Below are 16,821 nucleotides of genomic sequence, written 5' to 3' on the forward strand. Positions count from 1 at the left end.
GAATTCCTCCTTGTCAGCGGTGCAATTCAAATTTGGCATGCAGCGCACGCAGCGACTGCACCATATCTTCCTTTTTCACAAGAACCCAGATGGTAGTATTCGAATCCGCCGACTGTAAAATCTGAATATTCTGCGAGCTGAGCGCCTCAACGATCCGGGCCATAATCCCCGGTACACCGTTAATTCCGCCCCCGATTACCGAGACCTTGGCGCAGCCGGATAAGCTCTTCGGCCGGAGCCCCAGCTCCTGCAGCGCAGCAATAGCCCGTTCGGATTTGTCGTCATTGACGGTATACAGCGCCTCTGTAGGCGTTACGTTAATAAAGTCAACGCTGATGCCGTTGTCGGCCATGCTTTTAAATATCTGCAGCTGTACGCCTGTGCCGTTGCCGTCCGGGCATTCAACGGAAATCTGTGTAATGTTGCTCACATAGGCTATCCCAGTGACAAACCGGTCTACAATCCCGTTGGATACATCATTAAACCCTTCGGGATGGGTGACCAATGTACCTTCTGATTCGGAAAAGGTAGAGCGTACACGTACCGGAATATTGGCTTGCATAGCAATTTCCACGGCACGCGGGTGAATAACCTTAGCCCCCTGGTAGGCCATGTTGCAGATTTCGGTATAGCTGACATAAGTAAGAGGCTTGGCATCCTCGACAATCCGCGGATCAGCAGTCAGGATTCCGTCCACATCGGTATAAATATCGACCATATCTGCACGAAGGGCAGCTCCGAGCGCAGTTGCCGAAGTATCACTTCCTCCTCTGCCAAGGGTCGTGAAATCCCCGGCTTCGGTCTGACCCTGGAACCCGGTTACTATTACTACTTTATGCTCGCGCAGTTCGCGTAGAATCCGTTCGGTGCGGACATCGAGAATTCTTGCATTTCCGTAATTACTGTCAGTCAAAAAGCCTGCCTGTGCCCCTGTAAGCACAGTTGCACGGATGCCCTGCTCCTCCAGCAGCCCGCACAGCGTCGTCGCCGAGATAATCTCTCCGCAGCACATCAGCAGATCCTTCTCGCGGTCAGGCAGCGCGTTGCCGTTCTGTACCGCCCAGTCCAGCAGGGTGTCGGTAGCATAAGGCTCGCCCTTGCGGCCCATTGCAGATACAACGACTACAAGATTGAATCCGCTTGCCAGCTCCCGTTTGACATGGCTGATAACATGCTCTCTTGCTGCCGGTGTCGAAAGTGAAGTACCTCCGAATTTTTGCACTAAAATACCCATCGTATAATTCCTCCATTACTTCTCTAAACAAGCTAAAAAAGTGCTGAACCGCCCCCAGCATGAGGACGGCGCAAGTAAGGCTTATAAATCAATTCAGGTCTGCTCCATGCAGACCTTCATGCTATGCTGAATGAAACCGTTCGATAATCATCGGCTGCAGCTGTTTGCCCTGCAGTGCGGCGTAGCAGGCTTCAGGAATGAGCTCCATGCGTGCTACCAGCGAATTGGGCTTGCCCTCAGGGTTATCCTGGCCGAACGGCACAAAATAAATATGTTTGGCTACCAGAAGCTTCGCAATATTCGCCGCGTTCAGACCCAGGCCGTCATTAGTCGAAATGGCCAGCACAAGCGGGCGGCCGTTGCGCATCTGCGATTTGGCAGCCATCAGGACAGGGCTGTCAGTCATGGCGTTAGCCAGCTTGCTCGTCGTATTGCCTGTGCAGGGAGCTATTGTCAGCACATCGAGCAGCTTGGATGGACCCAGCGGTTCCGCATCAACAATTGTAGAAATGATATCATTCCCCGTTATATCTTTCAACTGTTTTAGCCAATTTTCCGATGTGCCGAACCGGGTGTCCGTATTCAGCACGGATGCGGAAACAATCGGCACCACTTTCGCTCCCCCATCCATAAACCGCTGAATCTGCGGCATCACCTCCGCAAAGGTGCAGTGTGAGCCGGTAATCGCATAACCTACTGTTTTTCCGTGCCAATCCATTTATTGGTCCCCCTTCGTTAGAATCTCCTCCGAGATCGACTGTACCAGCGCATTGCCCATAATCATCCCGGCGCTTTTCGGGGCGACAATCCCGGGCAGCCCGGGTGCCAGCATCGCCTTGATGCCGCGCTTCTCCGCATACCGGAAGTCGCATCCGCCCGGCGCCGAAGCCAGGTCAATAATGACGCTACTCTTGGGAACACGGGAAAGAATCTGTGCTGTAATAATCATGCTTGGTATCGTATTAAAAATCAGATCGGTATCGCCCACCTGCTGCAGCAGCTCCCCGGTCATAAACGGCTTCCAGCCCATCTCCTCCGCCCGGGCAAAATGATCCTGCTTCCTTACACCCACCTTGACTGTGGAGCCGAGCCCCTGGAGTGCCCTTGCCATAGTAAAGCCGGTGCGTCCCATCCCGAGCACCATCGAAGTGGAGCCGTGAATGGTAAAATCGGTATTCTGAATGGCCATGACCAGCGCACCTTCCGCTGTCGGGATCGAGTTATAGATCGCCACATCATCCCGGTTCAGCAGCTCTATGAGCTTAAGCTTGTGTCTTGCGCACAGGCTGCGCAGATAGCTTTTGGCCATTCCGGTGTATACTGTACATCCTTCCGGCAGGGCAGCAGCATGCTCCTCCAGCAGCTGCAGACGGCCGGATGAAAACAGCGCGTTGATGTTCCCTTCCTCGTCACAGCCCACCGTAGGCAGCACCAGCACATCCGCATTTCCGAGTAGCTCAGGCGACAGCTGTTCCAGGTTCACCCCCGGGCTAGGGGCTTCCCACTTCTCGAATCCGGCGGCACTGACCGCCGCATCCATTTCCACACATTTTCGAATCACTTCAAGCTGTCTCGCGTCCCCGCCCAGGAACACGATCCTGATGCCAGTAAGCATAGGGATGACGCTCCTTTCCACATACACTATCGTCTATAAAGCATCTTATGCCGGGGCTCGCAGATGGGTGAAAAGCGGATAATAATTCCTGGGCGGTCCACATAAATCACAGAAAATGATCCAGAATCATTTTATAGTTAGTTAAAAAATGGTAAGGAGAAGCTATCTAATGAAGGCGAAATGGACGAAGGCTGCCTTGCTGCTGTCAGTAGCCGCAGTGGCTGCTGCCGCGCTCTATATTAAATCTTCAGATTTCGGGGATGAAGGCGGACAAGCCTCCGGAGCGCTTCCCGCTGCATCGGTTCATAGCAGTCCAGCCCCCAATGGAAACCAGGCAGCCCAAGGCTCCGGTGCTCCGGCCTCTGAGGCTCCGGTAAAGCTTTTAAATCCAGAACAAATGAAGCAGGATCTGGACTTTCTGGTAGAGACGATCGGTGAAGTCCATCCTTCTCTGATTAACGGCTGGAGCAGTGAACAGAAGCAGGTCATCGAATCTGCCTACAGCAAAATCCGGAAGCCGCAAAGCGACGCTGATTTTTATTTCACCGCAAACGAGATTGTCTCATTGATGCATGACGGGCATACGGTTTTATACTGGGAGCTGGAGAACCTAAAGTTCCTTGATCTTCCATTGTTTTGGGCGCATGACGGACTGGTGGTTAATGATAACCGGGGCAATCTGCATACCGGGGATATTGTTACAGCTATCGGCGGACGCAGCATCGATGATCTGGAACAGGAACTGGCCATACTCATTCCCGCTGAGAATACGCAATGGATTAGAGTGCAGGGAACTGTCCTGCTGCGGGTAGAGGCTCTGCTCCGCCATCTTGGGCTGGTTACAAATGATCGGGTTAAGATAACTGTAAAGAGAGGGGCCGCGAGTATCACAGAAGCTTTTACCCTTACGGATAAGCTTACACATAAGGAGTACAATCCGTATCCTAAAGGTGACGTGCCTTTTTCCTATACCTTTGAGGACGATCTGTCACTCGGCATCTTTCAATTGAATACATGCGAGAATACCCAGAAATATCAGGTCACTGTGCAACAGTTCTTTGACGAGGTTAAGGCGCGGGGCATACAGCATGTGGCAGTGGATCTGCGGAGTAACGGGGGCGGTGACTCGTCCGTTATCGGTGAGTTTCTGTCTTACATGGATGTTAAATCATACTACACTTACGGTGCTAATGTCCGCTACTCCCCGCAGGTTAAGACAGCCTACGGTGCAGATCAGGATGATGGTGTGGTGCAATCGCCACCGCAGCTAATCAAGAACGTCCTGAAGACAGACTATCCATACAAGGGCAAGCTGTACCTGCTGACCTCCCCCCAGACCTTCAGCTCAGCCAACATGTTTGCTGTCATTGTCCAGGATAACGGTCTTGGCCGGACTATTGGTGAAGCAACAGGTAACCAGCCGTCGTCCTTCGGTGATATCCTTACCTTCCAGCTTCCTGCCTCAGGCATCCATTTCCAGGTTTCGTTTAAAAAATTCACCCGTTCCGCACCGGAACGTGATCCGGCAGATTCCCTGCAGCCGGACATAGAAGCCTACACTACAGCCAAAGATATCATCGAACGGCGGGATGCGCAGCTGGAGAAGCTGCGTGAAGTTATACATGCCGGCCTGAAAATGAATAGTGGCAAATAACGTTACAAAAAAAAAGCTTGCAGACAGCGCCCTAATAGGCGGTTTGTCTGCAAGCTTTTGAATGGGCAGTAAATCCTTACTTCCCGGTATGGCCGAAGCCGCCGGCGCCCCGAACAGTTTCAGACAGCTCTTCCACTTCTACAAGTGTTACTGCCGGAACAGCCTGGAACACCATCTGGGCAATCCGCTCATTACGGGCAATGGCAAAAGGCTCCTGCCCCAGGTTGATCAACAGCACCTTGATCTCACCGCGGTAATCGGCATCGATTGTTCCCGGGGTGTTCAGGCAGGTTATGCCGTGCTTGAAGGCCAGCCCGCTGCGCGGCCGGATCTGTGCCTCCAGCCCGTCAGGCATGGCCAGGGCAATACCGGTAGGGATCAGGGCACGCTCGCCGGGAGCAAGTACTACAGGCTCTGCTACTGAGGCGTGCAGGTCAAAGCCTGAGGCCTGCTCCGACATTTTGCGCGGGAGCTGTACATCCTCATTTCCCGGAAGCTTGTTAATTTGAACGTGATAAGACAAGATCATCTCTCCTAACATTGGCAATCGCTTTATCTGTTGAGCCGACCATCGCCAGTGCGAGAGGTTCAGCAAACATGTGGTCCAGCAGCCGGTTAACATCGTCCATCGTTACCCGGCTGATTTTATCAATCATATCGTCAAGTGTGTCATGTCTTCCCAGCATCAGCTCATTTTTACCGATCCGGTTCATCCGGCTGCTGGTGCTTTCAAGGCTGAGAATCAGGCTGCCCTTAAGCTGCTCTTTGCCTTTTCTCAGCTCATCTTCGCTGATACCCTTCACAGCCAGCTCCTGCATCATTTCCTTGATCAGCTCGGTTACTTCCTTCGTCTGCTTGGGCGCGGTCCCCGCATATACGGTAAACAGGCCGCTGTCCGCCTGGGAGCTGTGGTACGAATACACGGAATAGGCAAGTCCTCGTTTCTCACGAATCTCCTGGAACAGGCGTGAGCTCATTCCGCCGCCGACCGTATTATTAAGCAGCACCATCGGGTACTGCAGCGGTCCGCCGCTCTGTACACCCGGCAGGGAAATACAGATATGGTTCTGCTCGGTTTTTTTGCGGTGGAACAGCAGGCCGCCCTGATAATCAGGCGCTGTAAGCTCCGGGGCCTGGCCATGATTGTCAAATGCGCCGAAATGGCGCTCCAGCAGCTCAGTCAGGCCGTCATCGATGTTCCCGGCTACGCTGATTACTGTATTTTCGATCGTATACTGCTCCTTCATGTAAGCGCGCAGGTCATCCGGTGTCATCTCAAGCAGGCGTTCCTTCAGCCCGAGGATTGAGTATGCAAGCGGATGCTCCCCGTAAGCGGCAGCACACATCAGGTCATGCACCAGATCATCCGGTGTGTCCTCGCACATGGCGATTTCTTCGAGAATAACGTTTTTTTCCTTAGCCAGCTCTTCGGCATCCATCTTTGAGCGGAAAAACATATCTGAGAGCACATCCACTGCTATCGGCAGATGCTCATCCAGCACTTTTGCATAATAGCAGGTATATTCCTTCGACGTAAATGCATTGACGTTGCCGCCAATCGCATCAAACTGCTCGGCTATATCCTTGGCGCTAAAGCGGTCGGTGCCTTTGAAGAGCATATGTTCAATGAAATGGGAAATACCGTTGTTCAAGGGATTTTCATTGCGGGAACCGGTTCTGACCCAGATTCCAAAGGAAACGGACCGGCCGGTAGGAATTTTCTCCGTCACCACCCGCAGGCCGTTCGATAACACTATTTTTTCCAATTGTACGTCCTCCTGGCATAGCCCTGTTTCTGTTCTGCCCAAAATCTTAAGCGAATTTAATCCTACCAGAAAATAACGGCTCACTCAACATCAGAGGGTAAAAGCCGCTCTGCGGACAAGGTCTCGCTGACGGTTCCGAGCTTTAGTCCTTTTGCCTTAACCGCCCGGATCATCCCTTTAAGCGCCCTGGATGACGAGGCTGTCGGATGCATCAGCACCAGTGTCCCAGGCTCCGCCTTCGCACTGATTTTGGCTACAACGGCTTCAGGGGCCGGGTTGCGCCAGTCTACCGTATCCAGGGTCCAGAGCACCGTCTTCAGACCGAGCGCTGCAGCGAGCTCCACGGTCTCCTGGTCAAAATCACCCGAAGGCGGAGCAAACCACTGATTGGTTACGCCCAGGCTCTCTTTTAACAAAACCTGCGTCTTCTGGATCTCGGCGGTTGCCCTTGCCCTGCTCAAAGTGCTCATATTCGGATGGGTGTACGCATGATTCTCCATCTCATGCCCGCGCTTCAGCATTTCAGCCGCAAGCTCCTTGTTCTTGCTCAGCCAGGTCCCGTCCAGAAAAAAGGTCACCTTCACCTGTTCCTCATCCAGAATATCAAGCATCGGCTTGATATACTCATTGCCCCAGGCCACATTGATCATGAAGGCTACCATCGGCTTGGCCGGATTGCCGCGGTAGATCGGATGAGCCCCCAGGTCGTTTAAAGAAACCTTGGGCTGCATCTGGCGGTAGACCAGCTTCAGTCCTTCTCCCGGCCCCTGCAGCAGGGTATTCCGGTAACTCGCTTCCACATCCACCTCAAGGCCGTTATAACCTGGAATAGCCTTCCAGACACGGTCTACAGTGGCATCCACCGGCGGTGCATTCAGTTCAGCTGCTTTTTGCTCCACCTGTACCCGCAGATCTTTACGGCCCTTCTCTCCCGGCAGTACAGCCGTTACCGCAAGAGCATCCTGCGGCTTAAGCTGCGCCAGCATCTCTTTTACCGGACCGTCGGTACTGCCTATTCCGATTACAACAGCTATACAGGCCAGCACAAGCGCCGCCTTGTCCGTTTTCATGCAACTGTCCTCCCCGGCTAGATACGGTCTACATCGCCCCGCACAGCACGCACAGGACGCTTTGTCCCAGCCTATGAATGACAGAAATGAAATATGACACTTCAACTTTAAAGTAACCGGCTTCAGAAGCTAACCTGCAGGAACGTTAAAAAAGAGCCAGAATGCATAAGCTTCTGTCTCTTCTTCATACATATTCCTTATAGACCGATATGGGAAGGCTTAGGCCTTCGCGCCGCTCTCAGCAGTCAATACCGCCTTGCGTGACAGGTTAACACGGCCCTGCTGGTCGATTTCGGTTACTTTAACGGTGATGGTATCACCGATGGCAACAACGTCTTCAACCTTGGCTACGCGCTCTGTGGACAGCTGGGAAATGTGAACCAGGCCGTCTTTGCCGGGAATCAGCTCCACAAACGCACCGAACTTCTCAATACGGCGGACTGTACCCACATAAATTTCGCCAACCTGAACTTCCTTCACGATACCTTCGATGATACCGCGGGCTTTCTGAATCATCGCTTCATCGGAAGAACCGATAAATACGCGTCCATCCTGCTCAATATCGATCTTCACGCCGGTTTCTTCAATAATCTTGTTGATGATCTTGCCGCCGGCACCGATAACATCACGGATCTTGTCCGGATTGATATTGATGATGATGATCTTAGGCGCATATTGGGACAGGTTAGGTCTTGGCTCAGAGATCGCTTCATTCATTTTGTCCAGGATGAACAGACGTCCTTCTCTGGCTTGCTCCAAAGCTTCCTTCAGGATTTTGCGGTCAATACCGGCAATTTTGATATCCATCTGAATTGCAGTTACGCCTTCAGCAGTTCCTGCTACCTTGAAGTCCATATCACCCAGGTGATCTTCCATACCCTGGATATCTGTCAGGATGGAGACATGCTCTCCGTCTTTGATCAGACCCATCGCTACACCGGCTACAGGAGCCTTGATCGGTACGCCTGCATCCATCATTGCCAGGATACTGGCGCAGATGCTTGCCTGGGAAGTTGAACCATTGGATTCAATAGCTTCCGATACCAGACGAATGGTGTACGGGAATTCTGTTTCACTAGGGATAACCTTGGACAAGGCGCGTTCACCCAGTGCTCCGTGACCGATCTCGCGGCGGCCCGGTGCTCTCAGCGGACGGGCTTCCCCCACGCTGAACGGCGGGAAGTTGTAATGATGCATGAAGCGTTTGGTTTCAGCCGGATCGATTCCATCCAGAATCTGCACGTCACCAAGCGCACCAAGTGTACATACGCTGAGGATTTGTGTCTGTCCGCGTGTAAATAGACCGGAACCGTGCGTACGCGGCAGCAGTGCCGTATCACATTCGATCGGACGGATCTCATCCAGCTTGCGGCCATCCGGACGCACCTTATCATGCGTAATCAGGCGGCGTACTTCATCCTTAACGATATCATGCAGCACTTCCTTGACATCCTTCAGCAGCTCAGGTGTTTCTATGTATTTCTCAACGAAATACTCCACTGTTTCGCTGTTGATCAGATCAATTGCGTCCTGGCGTGCGTGCTTCTCGGCGATTTTAACGGCTTCCACCAGACGGTCTCCGGCGTAAGCACGAACCTCAGTATTCACGTCAGCATTTACCGCATGCAGCTTCACGGCCATCTTTTCTTTACCGGCAACAGCTACCAGCTCTTCAATAGCGGCTACGATCTTGCGGATTTCTTCATGCCCGAACATGATGGCTTCCAGCATCACATCCTCCGGCACTTCGTTTGCTTCTGCTTCAACCATCATAATGGCATCCTTTGTTCCGGCAACCACGACATAAATATCGCTGGCTACCTGCTGGGCAACGTCAGGATTAATAATGAATTCACCATTGATCCGGCCGACAGCTACTCCTCCGATCGGACCGTCAAACGGCACATCGGAAATGCTCAGTGCAGCAGAAGTACCGATCATTGCCGCGATATCCGGCGCACAGTCCTGATCCACACTCATTACCATGTTCAATACCTGAACATCGTTGCGGAACCCTTCCGGGAACAAAGGACGAATCGGACGGTCCGTCAAACGGCTGGACAGAATCGCTTTTTCGCTTGGTCTGCCTTCGCGCTTGATGAATCCGCCCGGAATTTTACCTACTGCGTATAGTCTTTCTTCATAGTTCACTGTAAGCGGGAAAAAATCCAGATCTTTAGGCTCACTGGAGGCAGTAACCGTACACAATACGGCAGTATCTCCGTAGCGGACCATAACAGCGGCATTTGCCTGTTTGGCAAGACGCCCGGTTTCCAGCACAAGGCGTCTTCCGCCAAGCTGCATCTCAACACGTTGTTCCATAAAATCCCTCCTTGATGGGTAATTTTTCTGCGATTCATTCTACAAGCAAAAACGGCTTGTCCTCCATAAAGGTAAAATAGCCGTTTCTGCGAATCATATCCTTTTGAAAACTGGAAAAATCTCCGTAAATTTTCAAAAAGCAACCCGGCTGTCCCGTTGTCGATCGTAAGAAGGACATACGGTATACAACCAGGCTGCTTTAAGGTTACTCTTATGGAAATTAGCGACGCAATCCCAGTTTTTCGATCAGGGCGCTGTAACGTTGGATATCCTTATTCTTCAAATAAGCCAACAGTTTACGACGTTGTCCAACCATCTTCAGCAGTCCGCGGCGGGAATGGTGATCCTTCTTGTGCGTACGCAAGTGGTCAGTCAAATTAACGATATTCTCCGTAAGGATAGCAACTTGCACCTCAGGGGATCCTGTATCGGATTCGTGAGTTTTGTGCTCGTCGATCAATTGGTGTTTACGTTCTTGAGTCAATGCCATCCTGTTCACCTCCTTCATTATAATCGCCAGTAGCCTCGTCGCCGTCGGTGAGAACGTGCAACCAAGCTAAGGTTATGATGCTGTCATTCCAGCAACGTTAATCAGTATAGCATCTTCGGAGACAAAAGTAAACGCATGTCCGCAGAAGATTATGAAGAATAACCCAGCAGCTCTTTTGCCGTACCGGCATCCTGTGCAATCTGCGAGATCAGCGCATCAATCGACTCGAACTTCCGTTCTGGCCGGATGAACGCATGAAGCTCAACCTTAAGCTCCTGTCCGTAAATATCATCAGCAAAATCGAACAGATGCACTTCAAAGCTCGGCGCTGTCATTCCGTCATGAAAGGTAGGCTTGACACCGACATTCATGACACCATACAGGATTTCATTCTTATAGAAAACCTTAACGGCATAAACGCCTTTGGCCGGAATGACATAACGGTCCTCAAGCTGAAGGTTCGCTGTCGGGAAACCGATCGTGCGGCCCCGCTTCTCACCATGTCCAACCGTTCCGTGCAGATGATAGCAGCGGCCGAACCAGCTGTTCGCCAGGGCCAGATCACCGCTGTGCAGGCTTCTCCGGATTCCCGAGCTGCTTACCTTCTCCCCTTCAAGCAGGAATGGCGGAACCGTCTCGACGCTCATTGCTCCCTGCCCGAGTTCGCGAAGCATATCCGCATCCCCTTCGCCCAGATAACCAAAGCGGAAATCAAATCCGACCACGGCGGTTACAATCTGCAGCGGCAGCAGCATTACGGATACAAAATCCTGCGGGCTGACCCGGGAAAGCTGCTCATTAAATTCTATTATATACAAAATATCGACGCCCATACCGGCCAGGATTTCCTGCTTGTCCTTTGGCGGGGTCAAATATCCATCATAATCGCCTTTGCCCATAACATCCTTGGGATGGGGATGAAAGGTCATCACTGCAGCCGGAACGCCTTGCCTGCGGGCCAGGGCAACAGCGGATGTAATGACGCTGGCATGTCCGCGGTGCAGCCCGTCGAACTGTCCCAGGGCAGCTACTTGCGGCTGAGCCCATGAAGCTGCGGTCTCCGGCGGTATTGGATAGCTTAAGGTTACGGTTCTCACGCTGTTTCTCACCTACAATTCACAAATAAATTAATAATTAGCGCTGTGCGAATACCTTGACCGGAGCTATGGCTCCCGTCTCGTCGAGCTTGTAAATGCCCAGGAACTCACCTGCACCGTCGTACAGCCGGAAATCGCCGCTGTCCTTCACCTCAGGCGCTACATAACGGATGGAGAGACGCTGCCCCTGCAGGGCGGCCATTTTCTTCTCATCAGTCACCGTATGCCGGGGCAAATGGGAGATGGCTTCATCCGCAGCAATCAGATGCTGCTGCAGAGTACCGGCTTCCTTATATTCCGCAATCTGTTCCAGCGTCAGGCAGTGGCTGGCAGAGATTCCGGCAGACATCGTACGTGTAAGCTGCGCCATGACACCGGGTATCCCCAGCGCACGGCCGATATCCACACAAAGCGTACGGATATAGGTCCCCTTCGAGCAAAGCACACGGAAGGTTATATCGGGATATTTGCCGTTCCAGACCATATCCGTCATTTCAATCTCATAGATTTCCACTTCACGGCTCTTACGCTCCACGGTCTTGCCTTCCCGGGCCAGCTCATAAAGCCGTTTGCCGTCAACCTTGACCGCCGAGTACATCGGCGGCACCTGTGAAATAACCCCTCTGAACGATTCCAGCACAGCCAGCACTTCAGCCTCGGTTACCCGGACCTCATCCACCGATTCCGTAATCGTTCCCGTAATATCCTCGGTATCGCTCGACAGGCCCAGACGCAGCGTGGCTACATATTCCTTGGGAAGCTCTTGTATGTACTCCACTACCCGGGTAGCCCGTCCTAGACACAACGGCAGCACTCCGGTCACTTGAGGATCAAGTGTCCCGGTGTGGCCGATCCGCTTCATGCCAAGAATACGCCGGGCTTTGGCGACCACATCATGTGAGGTAAAACCTGCAGGCTTAAAGACTGCGAGTACACCTGTAAGATCACTCATAGATGGCGTCTGACCTCCTGAAGCACCAGCGCAACCGCTTCGTCCAAAGTCCCGTCGATACGCGCTCCTGCTGCCCGGGTATGTCCGCCTCCGCCGAATACCTGGGCCAATGCAGCAACGTCCACCTTGCCGGCTGAACGCAGGCTTGCTTTGACAGCATGCTCGTTAATCACCTTGAACAGGATGCCAACCTCTACCCCGCGGATGTTACGCGGATAATTGACGATACCTTCCAGATCTTCATTAGCTGCACCGCAATCGGTCATGTCCTGCGGGGTAACATACAGCCAGGCAATATCCCCTTCCGGCGACAGCTGCAGGGTATTAAGCGCCCGGTTCAGCACCTTTACCTGTGCCAGAGTCATTTCCTCCAGCAGGTTCTCCGCCAGCTCAGGTCCGTTCACACCCATTGCCAGCAGCTCCGAAACGGCAGTCATAACCTTTGGTGATGTATTCGTGTAGCGGAAACCGCCGGTATCGGTAAGCAGTCCGGTATAAATGGCTGTAGCGATATCAAGGTCCCATTCCACCTGAAACGTCTTCAGCAGGTCGAACAAAATTTCTGCAGTCGCAGCAGCATCCGGCTTAATCAGCGTAACGAGGCCGTAACCGTTATTGGTAGGATGATGATCAATATTCACGATGCGCGCATCGCTTGCAAAGTAGCGCTGGGTCAGGCCCACACGCTGAAAATCTGCACAATCGACGCAAATGATATTGCTGTATTGGCGGGGCAGCTCACCATCCGCCAGGTTCACGATTTCACCGGCATGCCATAAATATTCCATCCGCTTAGGAATCGGACCTTCATTCAGCATAGTGTATTTTTTGCCCAGACATGAGAGAAGCCAGCCCACCGCAAGGGTGGAGCTGACTGCATCTCCGTCCGGCTGAACATGCGACACTACAAGATAATCGTCGTGTTCCAGCAGAAACTCACGGGTCTGCTGGAGACTTTGTTCATAGCTCTGCATTCGCCGTCTCCTTTATGTTTCCTAGCTTTCTTCGTGCTTGATCTCGCCGAGCAGCTTCTCGATATGACTTCCATAAGCAACGGATTCATCAATCTTGAAGATCAGCTCCGGCGTGTGGCGCAGGCGGATCGCCTTGCCAAGCTCAGAGCGGAGAAAGCCATTGGCCTTCTCAATCGCTTTGAGCGAGGCATTCTGCTGCTCCGCGTCACCGAATACGCTCAGGTATACTTTGGCCTGCGACAGATCGTTCGTCACGTCCACGCCGGTTACGGTAACAAAGCCTACCCGCGGATCTTTCAATCCGCTCTGGATGAGCTGGCTCAGCTCTTTCTTGATCTGCTCGCCAACCCGTCCTGCTCTGATTTTAGACATTTGTATTCACCTCTTCGCTTAGCGCTCTACCTTTTCCATGATGAACGCTTCGATAATGTCCCCCTCTTGGAGGTCATTATAGCGTTCCAAAGTTATGCCGCATTCATAACCCTGCGCCACTTCTTTTGCATCATCCTTGAAGCGCTTCAAGGTATCGATCTTGCCTTCGAACACGACAATTCCGCCGCGGATCAGGCGCATTTCGGCATTGCGGGTGATTTTGCCGTCTGTAACCATACAGCCTGCAACACTGCCCACTTTGCTGATTTTGAAGACGTTGCGCACTTCGGCATGACCGATGATATTTTCTTTGAAGACCGGATCGAGCATGCCCTTCATGGCACTTTCGATTTCTTCAATTACGTTATAAATGATGTTATGCAGGCGCACATCAACCTTCTCCTGCTCTGCAGCAGCTTTGGTCTGTGCGTCCGGACGGACGTTGAAGCCGATTACGATGGCATTGGATGCTGCCGCCAGTGTAATGTCGGATTCTGTAATGGCGCCGGCACCGCTGTGAATAATCTTCACGCGCACGCCTTCAACCTCGATCTTCGCCAGGGAGCCCTTGAGCGCCTCTACCGAACCCTGCACGTCAGCCTTGATGATTACGTTCAGGTCTTTGATCTCGCCGTCCTTGATGTGCTTGAACAGGTCATCCAGTGTTACACGGGTATTCGTGTTCAGCTCGGACTGGCGCTGGGTTATGGAACGTCTGTCGGCAATTGCACGGGCTTTGCGCTCATCTTCGAAGGCCATGAACGGATCGCCCGCCTGCGGCACTTCGGTCAGACCGGTAATTTCCACTGGAGTGGAAGGTCCCGCTTCCTTGATTTTGCGTCCCTTGTCATTCACCATGGCACGGACACGTCCGAAGCAGTTACCTGCTACAAAAGCGTCTCCGACCTTCAGCGTACCGTTTTGCACGAGAATACGGGCAACCGGTCCGCGGTTTTTGTCAAGCTCAGCTTCTATAACGGTACCGCGTGCCCGCTTGTCAGGGTTCGCTTTGTACTCGTTGACTTCAGCCACGAGCAGGATCATTTCCAGCAGCTCTTCCAGGTTAATGCGCTGTTTGGCGGACAGGTTAACGAAGATGGTGTCTCCGCCCCACTCTTCCGGTACCAGCTCATAGTTGGTAAGCTCCTGCTTAACACGGTCTGGGTCTGCACCCGGCTTATCGATCTTGTTAACTGCAACAATGATCGGAAGTCCTGCAGCCTTCGCGTGGTTGATTGCTTCTACCGTCTGCGGCATTACACCGTCATCGGCAGCTACAACGATAATGGTCATATCTGTTACTTGAGCACCACGGGCACGCATGGCGGTAAACGCTTCGTGACCCGGAGTATCCAGGAACGTGATTTTCTTGTGGTTGATTTCGACCTGATACGCACCGATGTGCTGGGTAATTCCGCCGGCTTCGCCGCCGGTTACGTTAGTCGAACGGATCGCATCCAGCAATGTTGTTTTACCGTGGTCAACGTGACCCATGATCGTAACAACCGGCGGACGGCTCTGCAGATCCTCATCGGAATCGTTCTCTTCCACTGTTTCGAAGCTGTCTTCATCGACAGGAATCTTCACTTCTACTTCTACGCCGAATTCTCCGGACAAGAGCAGGATAGTGTCGATATCAAGCTCCTGGTTAATAGTTGCCATAACACCCATCAGGATCAGCTTCTTGATGACTTCGGAAGCATCCTTATGGAGCAGCTTGGCTGTTTCACCGACAGTCATATTACCGCGGACGATAATCTTCTTCGGTGTGTTGTCAATCTTTTCACGGTGTACGACCGGCTGGTTTCTGCCGCCGCGGCCATTCTTACCGCCGCGGTTGTTACGGAAATTACCGCCGCCTTTACCGTCTTCAAAACGCTTCTGGCCGCCGTTGTTGTTCGGTCTGCCGCCGGAAGTATTCTTCTTCGGACCTCTGTCTCCGCCGCGGGAGAAATCACCGCCGCCTTGTCCTTGCGGACGGCTGTCTGTGCGCGGAGCACTGCTCTGCGGACGGTCGCCGGTACGCGGAGCACCGCCGCCTTGTCCTTGCGGACGGCTGCCTGCGCTGCCGCCTTGTGGACGGTTGCCACCGCCGTTGCTGCCCTGCGGACGGTTACCGCCAGCGGTGCTGCCTTGCGGACGATTACCGCCAGTCGAGCCGCCCTGTGGACGGTTACCGCCAGTGGAGCTGCCCTGCGGACGGTTACCGCCAGTGGAGCTGCCTTGCGGACGGTTGCCTTGCGGGCGGGAGTTTTGAGTGGAGCCTGAGTTGGTTCTGCGGGAATCTTGTCCGCTTTGGGGCCTGGACGACGTTGTCGATTGGTTGTTGTTTTGGTTACTGTTCATACCTACCTGCTTTTCCGGTTGATTTTTGTTGGCATTCTGAGCACTTTGGGGTTCGGCTGTTACCGTACCGGCTCCTGCCGGACGGCTGCTGGTGCCGGTGTCCCGCTTGGCTGCAGCGTTTGACTTGATATCCTTAAAGAACTGCTCCACTTTGTTTACGGAGCCGTCCTCCATCACACTCATATGATTATTCACAGGAACATTCAAACGCTTCAGAATTGTAATAATTTCTTTACTGCTCATATTCAGAGATTTCGCGTATTCATACACGCGCAGTTTATCCTTATTGTCTTCTTTAGTCAATAACTCCACCTCCGACAGTATCTCCAAGCGTTCTGGAGATCATTTCCGCGAATCCTTTATCCGTAACGGCCAGCACAACTCGCTGGTCCTTACCAATACTTGCACCGAGTTCATCCCGGTGAAATGCGATTACTAGTGGAATATCGTAGGTTCCGCACTTATCGCGAAACTTTTTTTGGGTATTATCTGAAGCGTCACCTGCCAGGACGACCAGCTTCGCCTCTGAAGACCGCACTGCCTTGAGTACAGCCTCGTCTCCGGTGACAATCTTGCCTGCTCTCATCGCAAGCCCTAAATAAGAAAGGGTTTTACTCATTGTCCTCACTATCCTTTGCTGCTAGAAATTCTTCCTCTACGGATGCAAAATCCCTGGCCAGCTGGGCATAGATTTCAGGACTCACCTGACACTTTAGTGCACGGTCAAGCGCTTTGTTTTTTTGTGCCAGTTTAAAGCATTCCAGTTTACCGCAGATGTAAGCCCCGCGCCCTGATTTCTTCCCGGTCAGATCGATCATCACTTCGCCGTCCGGTGTGCGGACTACGCGGATCAGCTCTTTCTTGGGCATCATTTCCTGGCTGGCAACACATTTGCGCAGCGGAACCTTCTTTTGCTTCATTCTAATCGC

General features: G+C 52.6%; 16 protein-coding genes. 1 reads left to right on the top strand and 15 read right to left on the bottom strand.

Annotated features, from left to right (window positions below):
* Nucleotides 1-13: 13 nt before the first annotated feature.
* From dapG to dpsA, 3 genes are all read right to left on the bottom strand, one after another.
* The gene (dapG, locus tag AC4G46_RS19240) at nt 14-1,234 is read right to left on the bottom strand and encodes an aspartate kinase (RefSeq protein ID WP_068723939.1); all 1,221 of its coding nucleotides are present in this window, start codon (nt 1,232-1,234) and stop codon (nt 14-16) included.
* Between the two features lie 121 nt (nt 1,235-1,355).
* Nucleotides 1,356-1,952, bottom strand: a complete 597-nt coding sequence (locus tag AC4G46_RS19245) for a dipicolinate synthase subunit B (RefSeq protein WP_068723941.1) — start codon at nt 1,950-1,952, stop codon at nt 1,356-1,358.
* Nucleotides 1,953-2,849, bottom strand: a complete 897-nt coding sequence (gene dpsA / locus AC4G46_RS19250) for a dipicolinate synthase subunit DpsA (protein ID WP_491124132.1) — start codon at nt 2,847-2,849, stop codon at nt 1,953-1,955.
* A 169-nt stretch (nt 2,850-3,018) separates the two neighbouring features.
* Here dpsA and AC4G46_RS19255 point away from each other — a divergent pair, with 169 nt between their 5' ends.
* Nucleotides 3,019-4,503: a S41 family peptidase gene (locus tag AC4G46_RS19255; RefSeq protein ID WP_491124133.1), complete on the top strand. Its 1,485-nt coding sequence runs from the start codon at nt 3,019-3,021 to the stop codon at nt 4,501-4,503.
* A 76-nt stretch (nt 4,504-4,579) separates the two neighbouring features.
* On the opposite strand, the gene dut is transcribed toward AC4G46_RS19255, so the two are convergent.
* From dut to rnpM, 12 genes are all read right to left on the bottom strand, one after another.
* A complete protein-coding gene (gene dut / locus AC4G46_RS19260) occupies nt 4,580-5,032 on the bottom strand; it encodes a dUTP diphosphatase (protein WP_491124134.1) in 453 nt (150 codons plus the stop codon).
* The gene (locus tag AC4G46_RS19265; RefSeq protein ID WP_491124135.1) at nt 5,004-6,269 is read right to left on the bottom strand and encodes a M16 family metallopeptidase; all 1,266 of its coding nucleotides are present in this window, start codon (nt 6,267-6,269) and stop codon (nt 5,004-5,006) included. Before AC4G46_RS19265 ends, dut begins: the two co-directional genes overlap by 29 nt.
* 80 nt (nt 6,270-6,349) lie before the next feature.
* Nucleotides 6,350-7,339, bottom strand: a complete 990-nt coding sequence (locus tag AC4G46_RS19270; RefSeq protein WP_491124136.1) for a polysaccharide deacetylase family protein — start codon at nt 7,337-7,339, stop codon at nt 6,350-6,352.
* A 219-nt stretch (nt 7,340-7,558) separates the two neighbouring features.
* Nucleotides 7,559-9,661 carry a polyribonucleotide nucleotidyltransferase gene (gene pnp, locus AC4G46_RS19275; protein WP_491124137.1) on the bottom strand — a complete coding sequence of 701 codons (2,103 nt, stop codon included), beginning with the start codon at nt 9,659-9,661 and terminating at the stop codon, nt 7,559-7,561.
* A 220-nt stretch (nt 9,662-9,881) separates the two neighbouring features.
* A complete protein-coding gene (gene rpsO / locus AC4G46_RS19280; protein WP_068723950.1) occupies nt 9,882-10,151 on the bottom strand; it encodes a 30S ribosomal protein S15 in 270 nt (89 codons plus the stop codon).
* Between the two features lie 149 nt (nt 10,152-10,300).
* A complete protein-coding gene (locus AC4G46_RS19285) occupies nt 10,301-11,248 on the bottom strand; it encodes a bifunctional riboflavin kinase/FAD synthetase (RefSeq protein ID WP_491124138.1) in 948 nt (315 codons plus the stop codon).
* Nucleotides 11,249-11,285: 37 nt separating this feature from the next.
* Nucleotides 11,286-12,200, bottom strand: a complete 915-nt coding sequence (truB, locus tag AC4G46_RS19290; RefSeq protein WP_491124139.1) for a tRNA pseudouridine(55) synthase TruB — start codon at nt 12,198-12,200, stop codon at nt 11,286-11,288.
* The gene (locus AC4G46_RS19295; RefSeq protein WP_491124140.1) at nt 12,197-13,174 is read right to left on the bottom strand and encodes a DHH family phosphoesterase; all 978 of its coding nucleotides are present in this window, start codon (nt 13,172-13,174) and stop codon (nt 12,197-12,199) included. Before AC4G46_RS19295 ends, truB begins: the two co-directional genes overlap by 4 nt.
* Nucleotides 13,175-13,195: 21 nt before the next feature.
* Nucleotides 13,196-13,546, bottom strand: coding sequence for a 30S ribosome-binding factor RbfA (gene rbfA, locus AC4G46_RS19300; RefSeq protein ID WP_090713510.1), 351 nt, complete (start codon nt 13,544-13,546; stop codon nt 13,196-13,198).
* A gap of 18 nt (nt 13,547-13,564) precedes the next feature.
* A complete protein-coding gene (gene infB, locus AC4G46_RS19305) occupies nt 13,565-16,195 on the bottom strand; it encodes a translation initiation factor IF-2 (protein ID WP_491124141.1) in 2,631 nt (876 codons plus the stop codon).
* Entirely contained in the window at nt 16,188-16,511 is a 324-nt protein-coding gene (locus AC4G46_RS19310; RefSeq protein WP_036724725.1) for a YlxQ family RNA-binding protein, read from the bottom strand. The genes infB and AC4G46_RS19310 overlap by 8 nt, the downstream gene beginning before the upstream one ends.
* Complete coding sequence (rnpM, locus tag AC4G46_RS19315; protein ID WP_042177492.1) at nt 16,504-16,812, bottom strand: RNase P modulator RnpM; 309 nt, start codon at nt 16,810-16,812, stop codon at nt 16,504-16,506. Before rnpM ends, AC4G46_RS19310 begins: the two co-directional genes overlap by 8 nt.
* Nucleotides 16,813-16,821: the final 9 nt, after the last annotated feature.

The sequence above is a fragment of the Paenibacillus sp. fava2 genome (assembly GCF_058313675.1).

What these genes read in the sequence shown, in the direction of transcription:
- dapG (WP_068723939.1), bottom strand. Translation starts at nt 1,234, where the DNA reads ATGGGTATTTTAGTGCAAAAATTCGGAGGTACTTCACTTTCGACACCG.
- AC4G46_RS19245 (WP_068723941.1), bottom strand. Translation starts at nt 1,952, where the DNA reads ATGGATTGGCACGGAAAAACAGTAGGTTATGCGATTACCGGCTCACAC.
- dpsA (WP_491124132.1), bottom strand. Translation starts at nt 2,849, where the DNA reads ATGCTTACTGGCATCAGGATCGTGTTCCTGGGCGGGGACGCGAGACAG.
- AC4G46_RS19255 (WP_491124133.1), top strand. Translation starts at nt 3,019, where the DNA reads ATGAAGGCGAAATGGACGAAGGCTGCCTTGCTGCTGTCAGTAGCCGCA.
- dut (WP_491124134.1), bottom strand. Translation starts at nt 5,032, where the DNA reads ATGATCTTGTCTTATCACGTTCAAATTAACAAGCTTCCGGGAAATGAG.
- AC4G46_RS19270 (WP_491124136.1), bottom strand. Translation starts at nt 7,339, where the DNA reads ATGAAAACGGACAAGGCGGCGCTTGTGCTGGCCTGTATAGCTGTTGTA.
- pnp (WP_491124137.1), bottom strand. Translation starts at nt 9,661, where the DNA reads ATGGAACAACGTGTTGAGATGCAGCTTGGCGGAAGACGCCTTGTGCTG.
- rpsO (WP_068723950.1), bottom strand. Translation starts at nt 10,151, where the DNA reads ATGGCATTGACTCAAGAACGTAAACACCAATTGATCGACGAGCACAAA.
- truB (WP_491124139.1), bottom strand. Translation starts at nt 12,200, where the DNA reads ATGAGTGATCTTACAGGTGTACTCGCAGTCTTTAAGCCTGCAGGTTTT.
- AC4G46_RS19295 (WP_491124140.1), bottom strand. Translation starts at nt 13,174, where the DNA reads ATGCAGAGCTATGAACAAAGTCTCCAGCAGACCCGTGAGTTTCTGCTG.
- rbfA (WP_090713510.1), bottom strand. Translation starts at nt 13,546, where the DNA reads ATGTCTAAAATCAGAGCAGGACGGGTTGGCGAGCAGATCAAGAAAGAG.
- AC4G46_RS19310 (WP_036724725.1), bottom strand. Translation starts at nt 16,511, where the DNA reads ATGAGTAAAACCCTTTCTTATTTAGGGCTTGCGATGAGAGCAGGCAAG.
- rnpM (WP_042177492.1), bottom strand. Translation starts at nt 16,812, where the DNA reads ATGAAGCAAAAGAAGGTTCCGCTGCGCAAATGTGTTGCCAGCCAGGAA.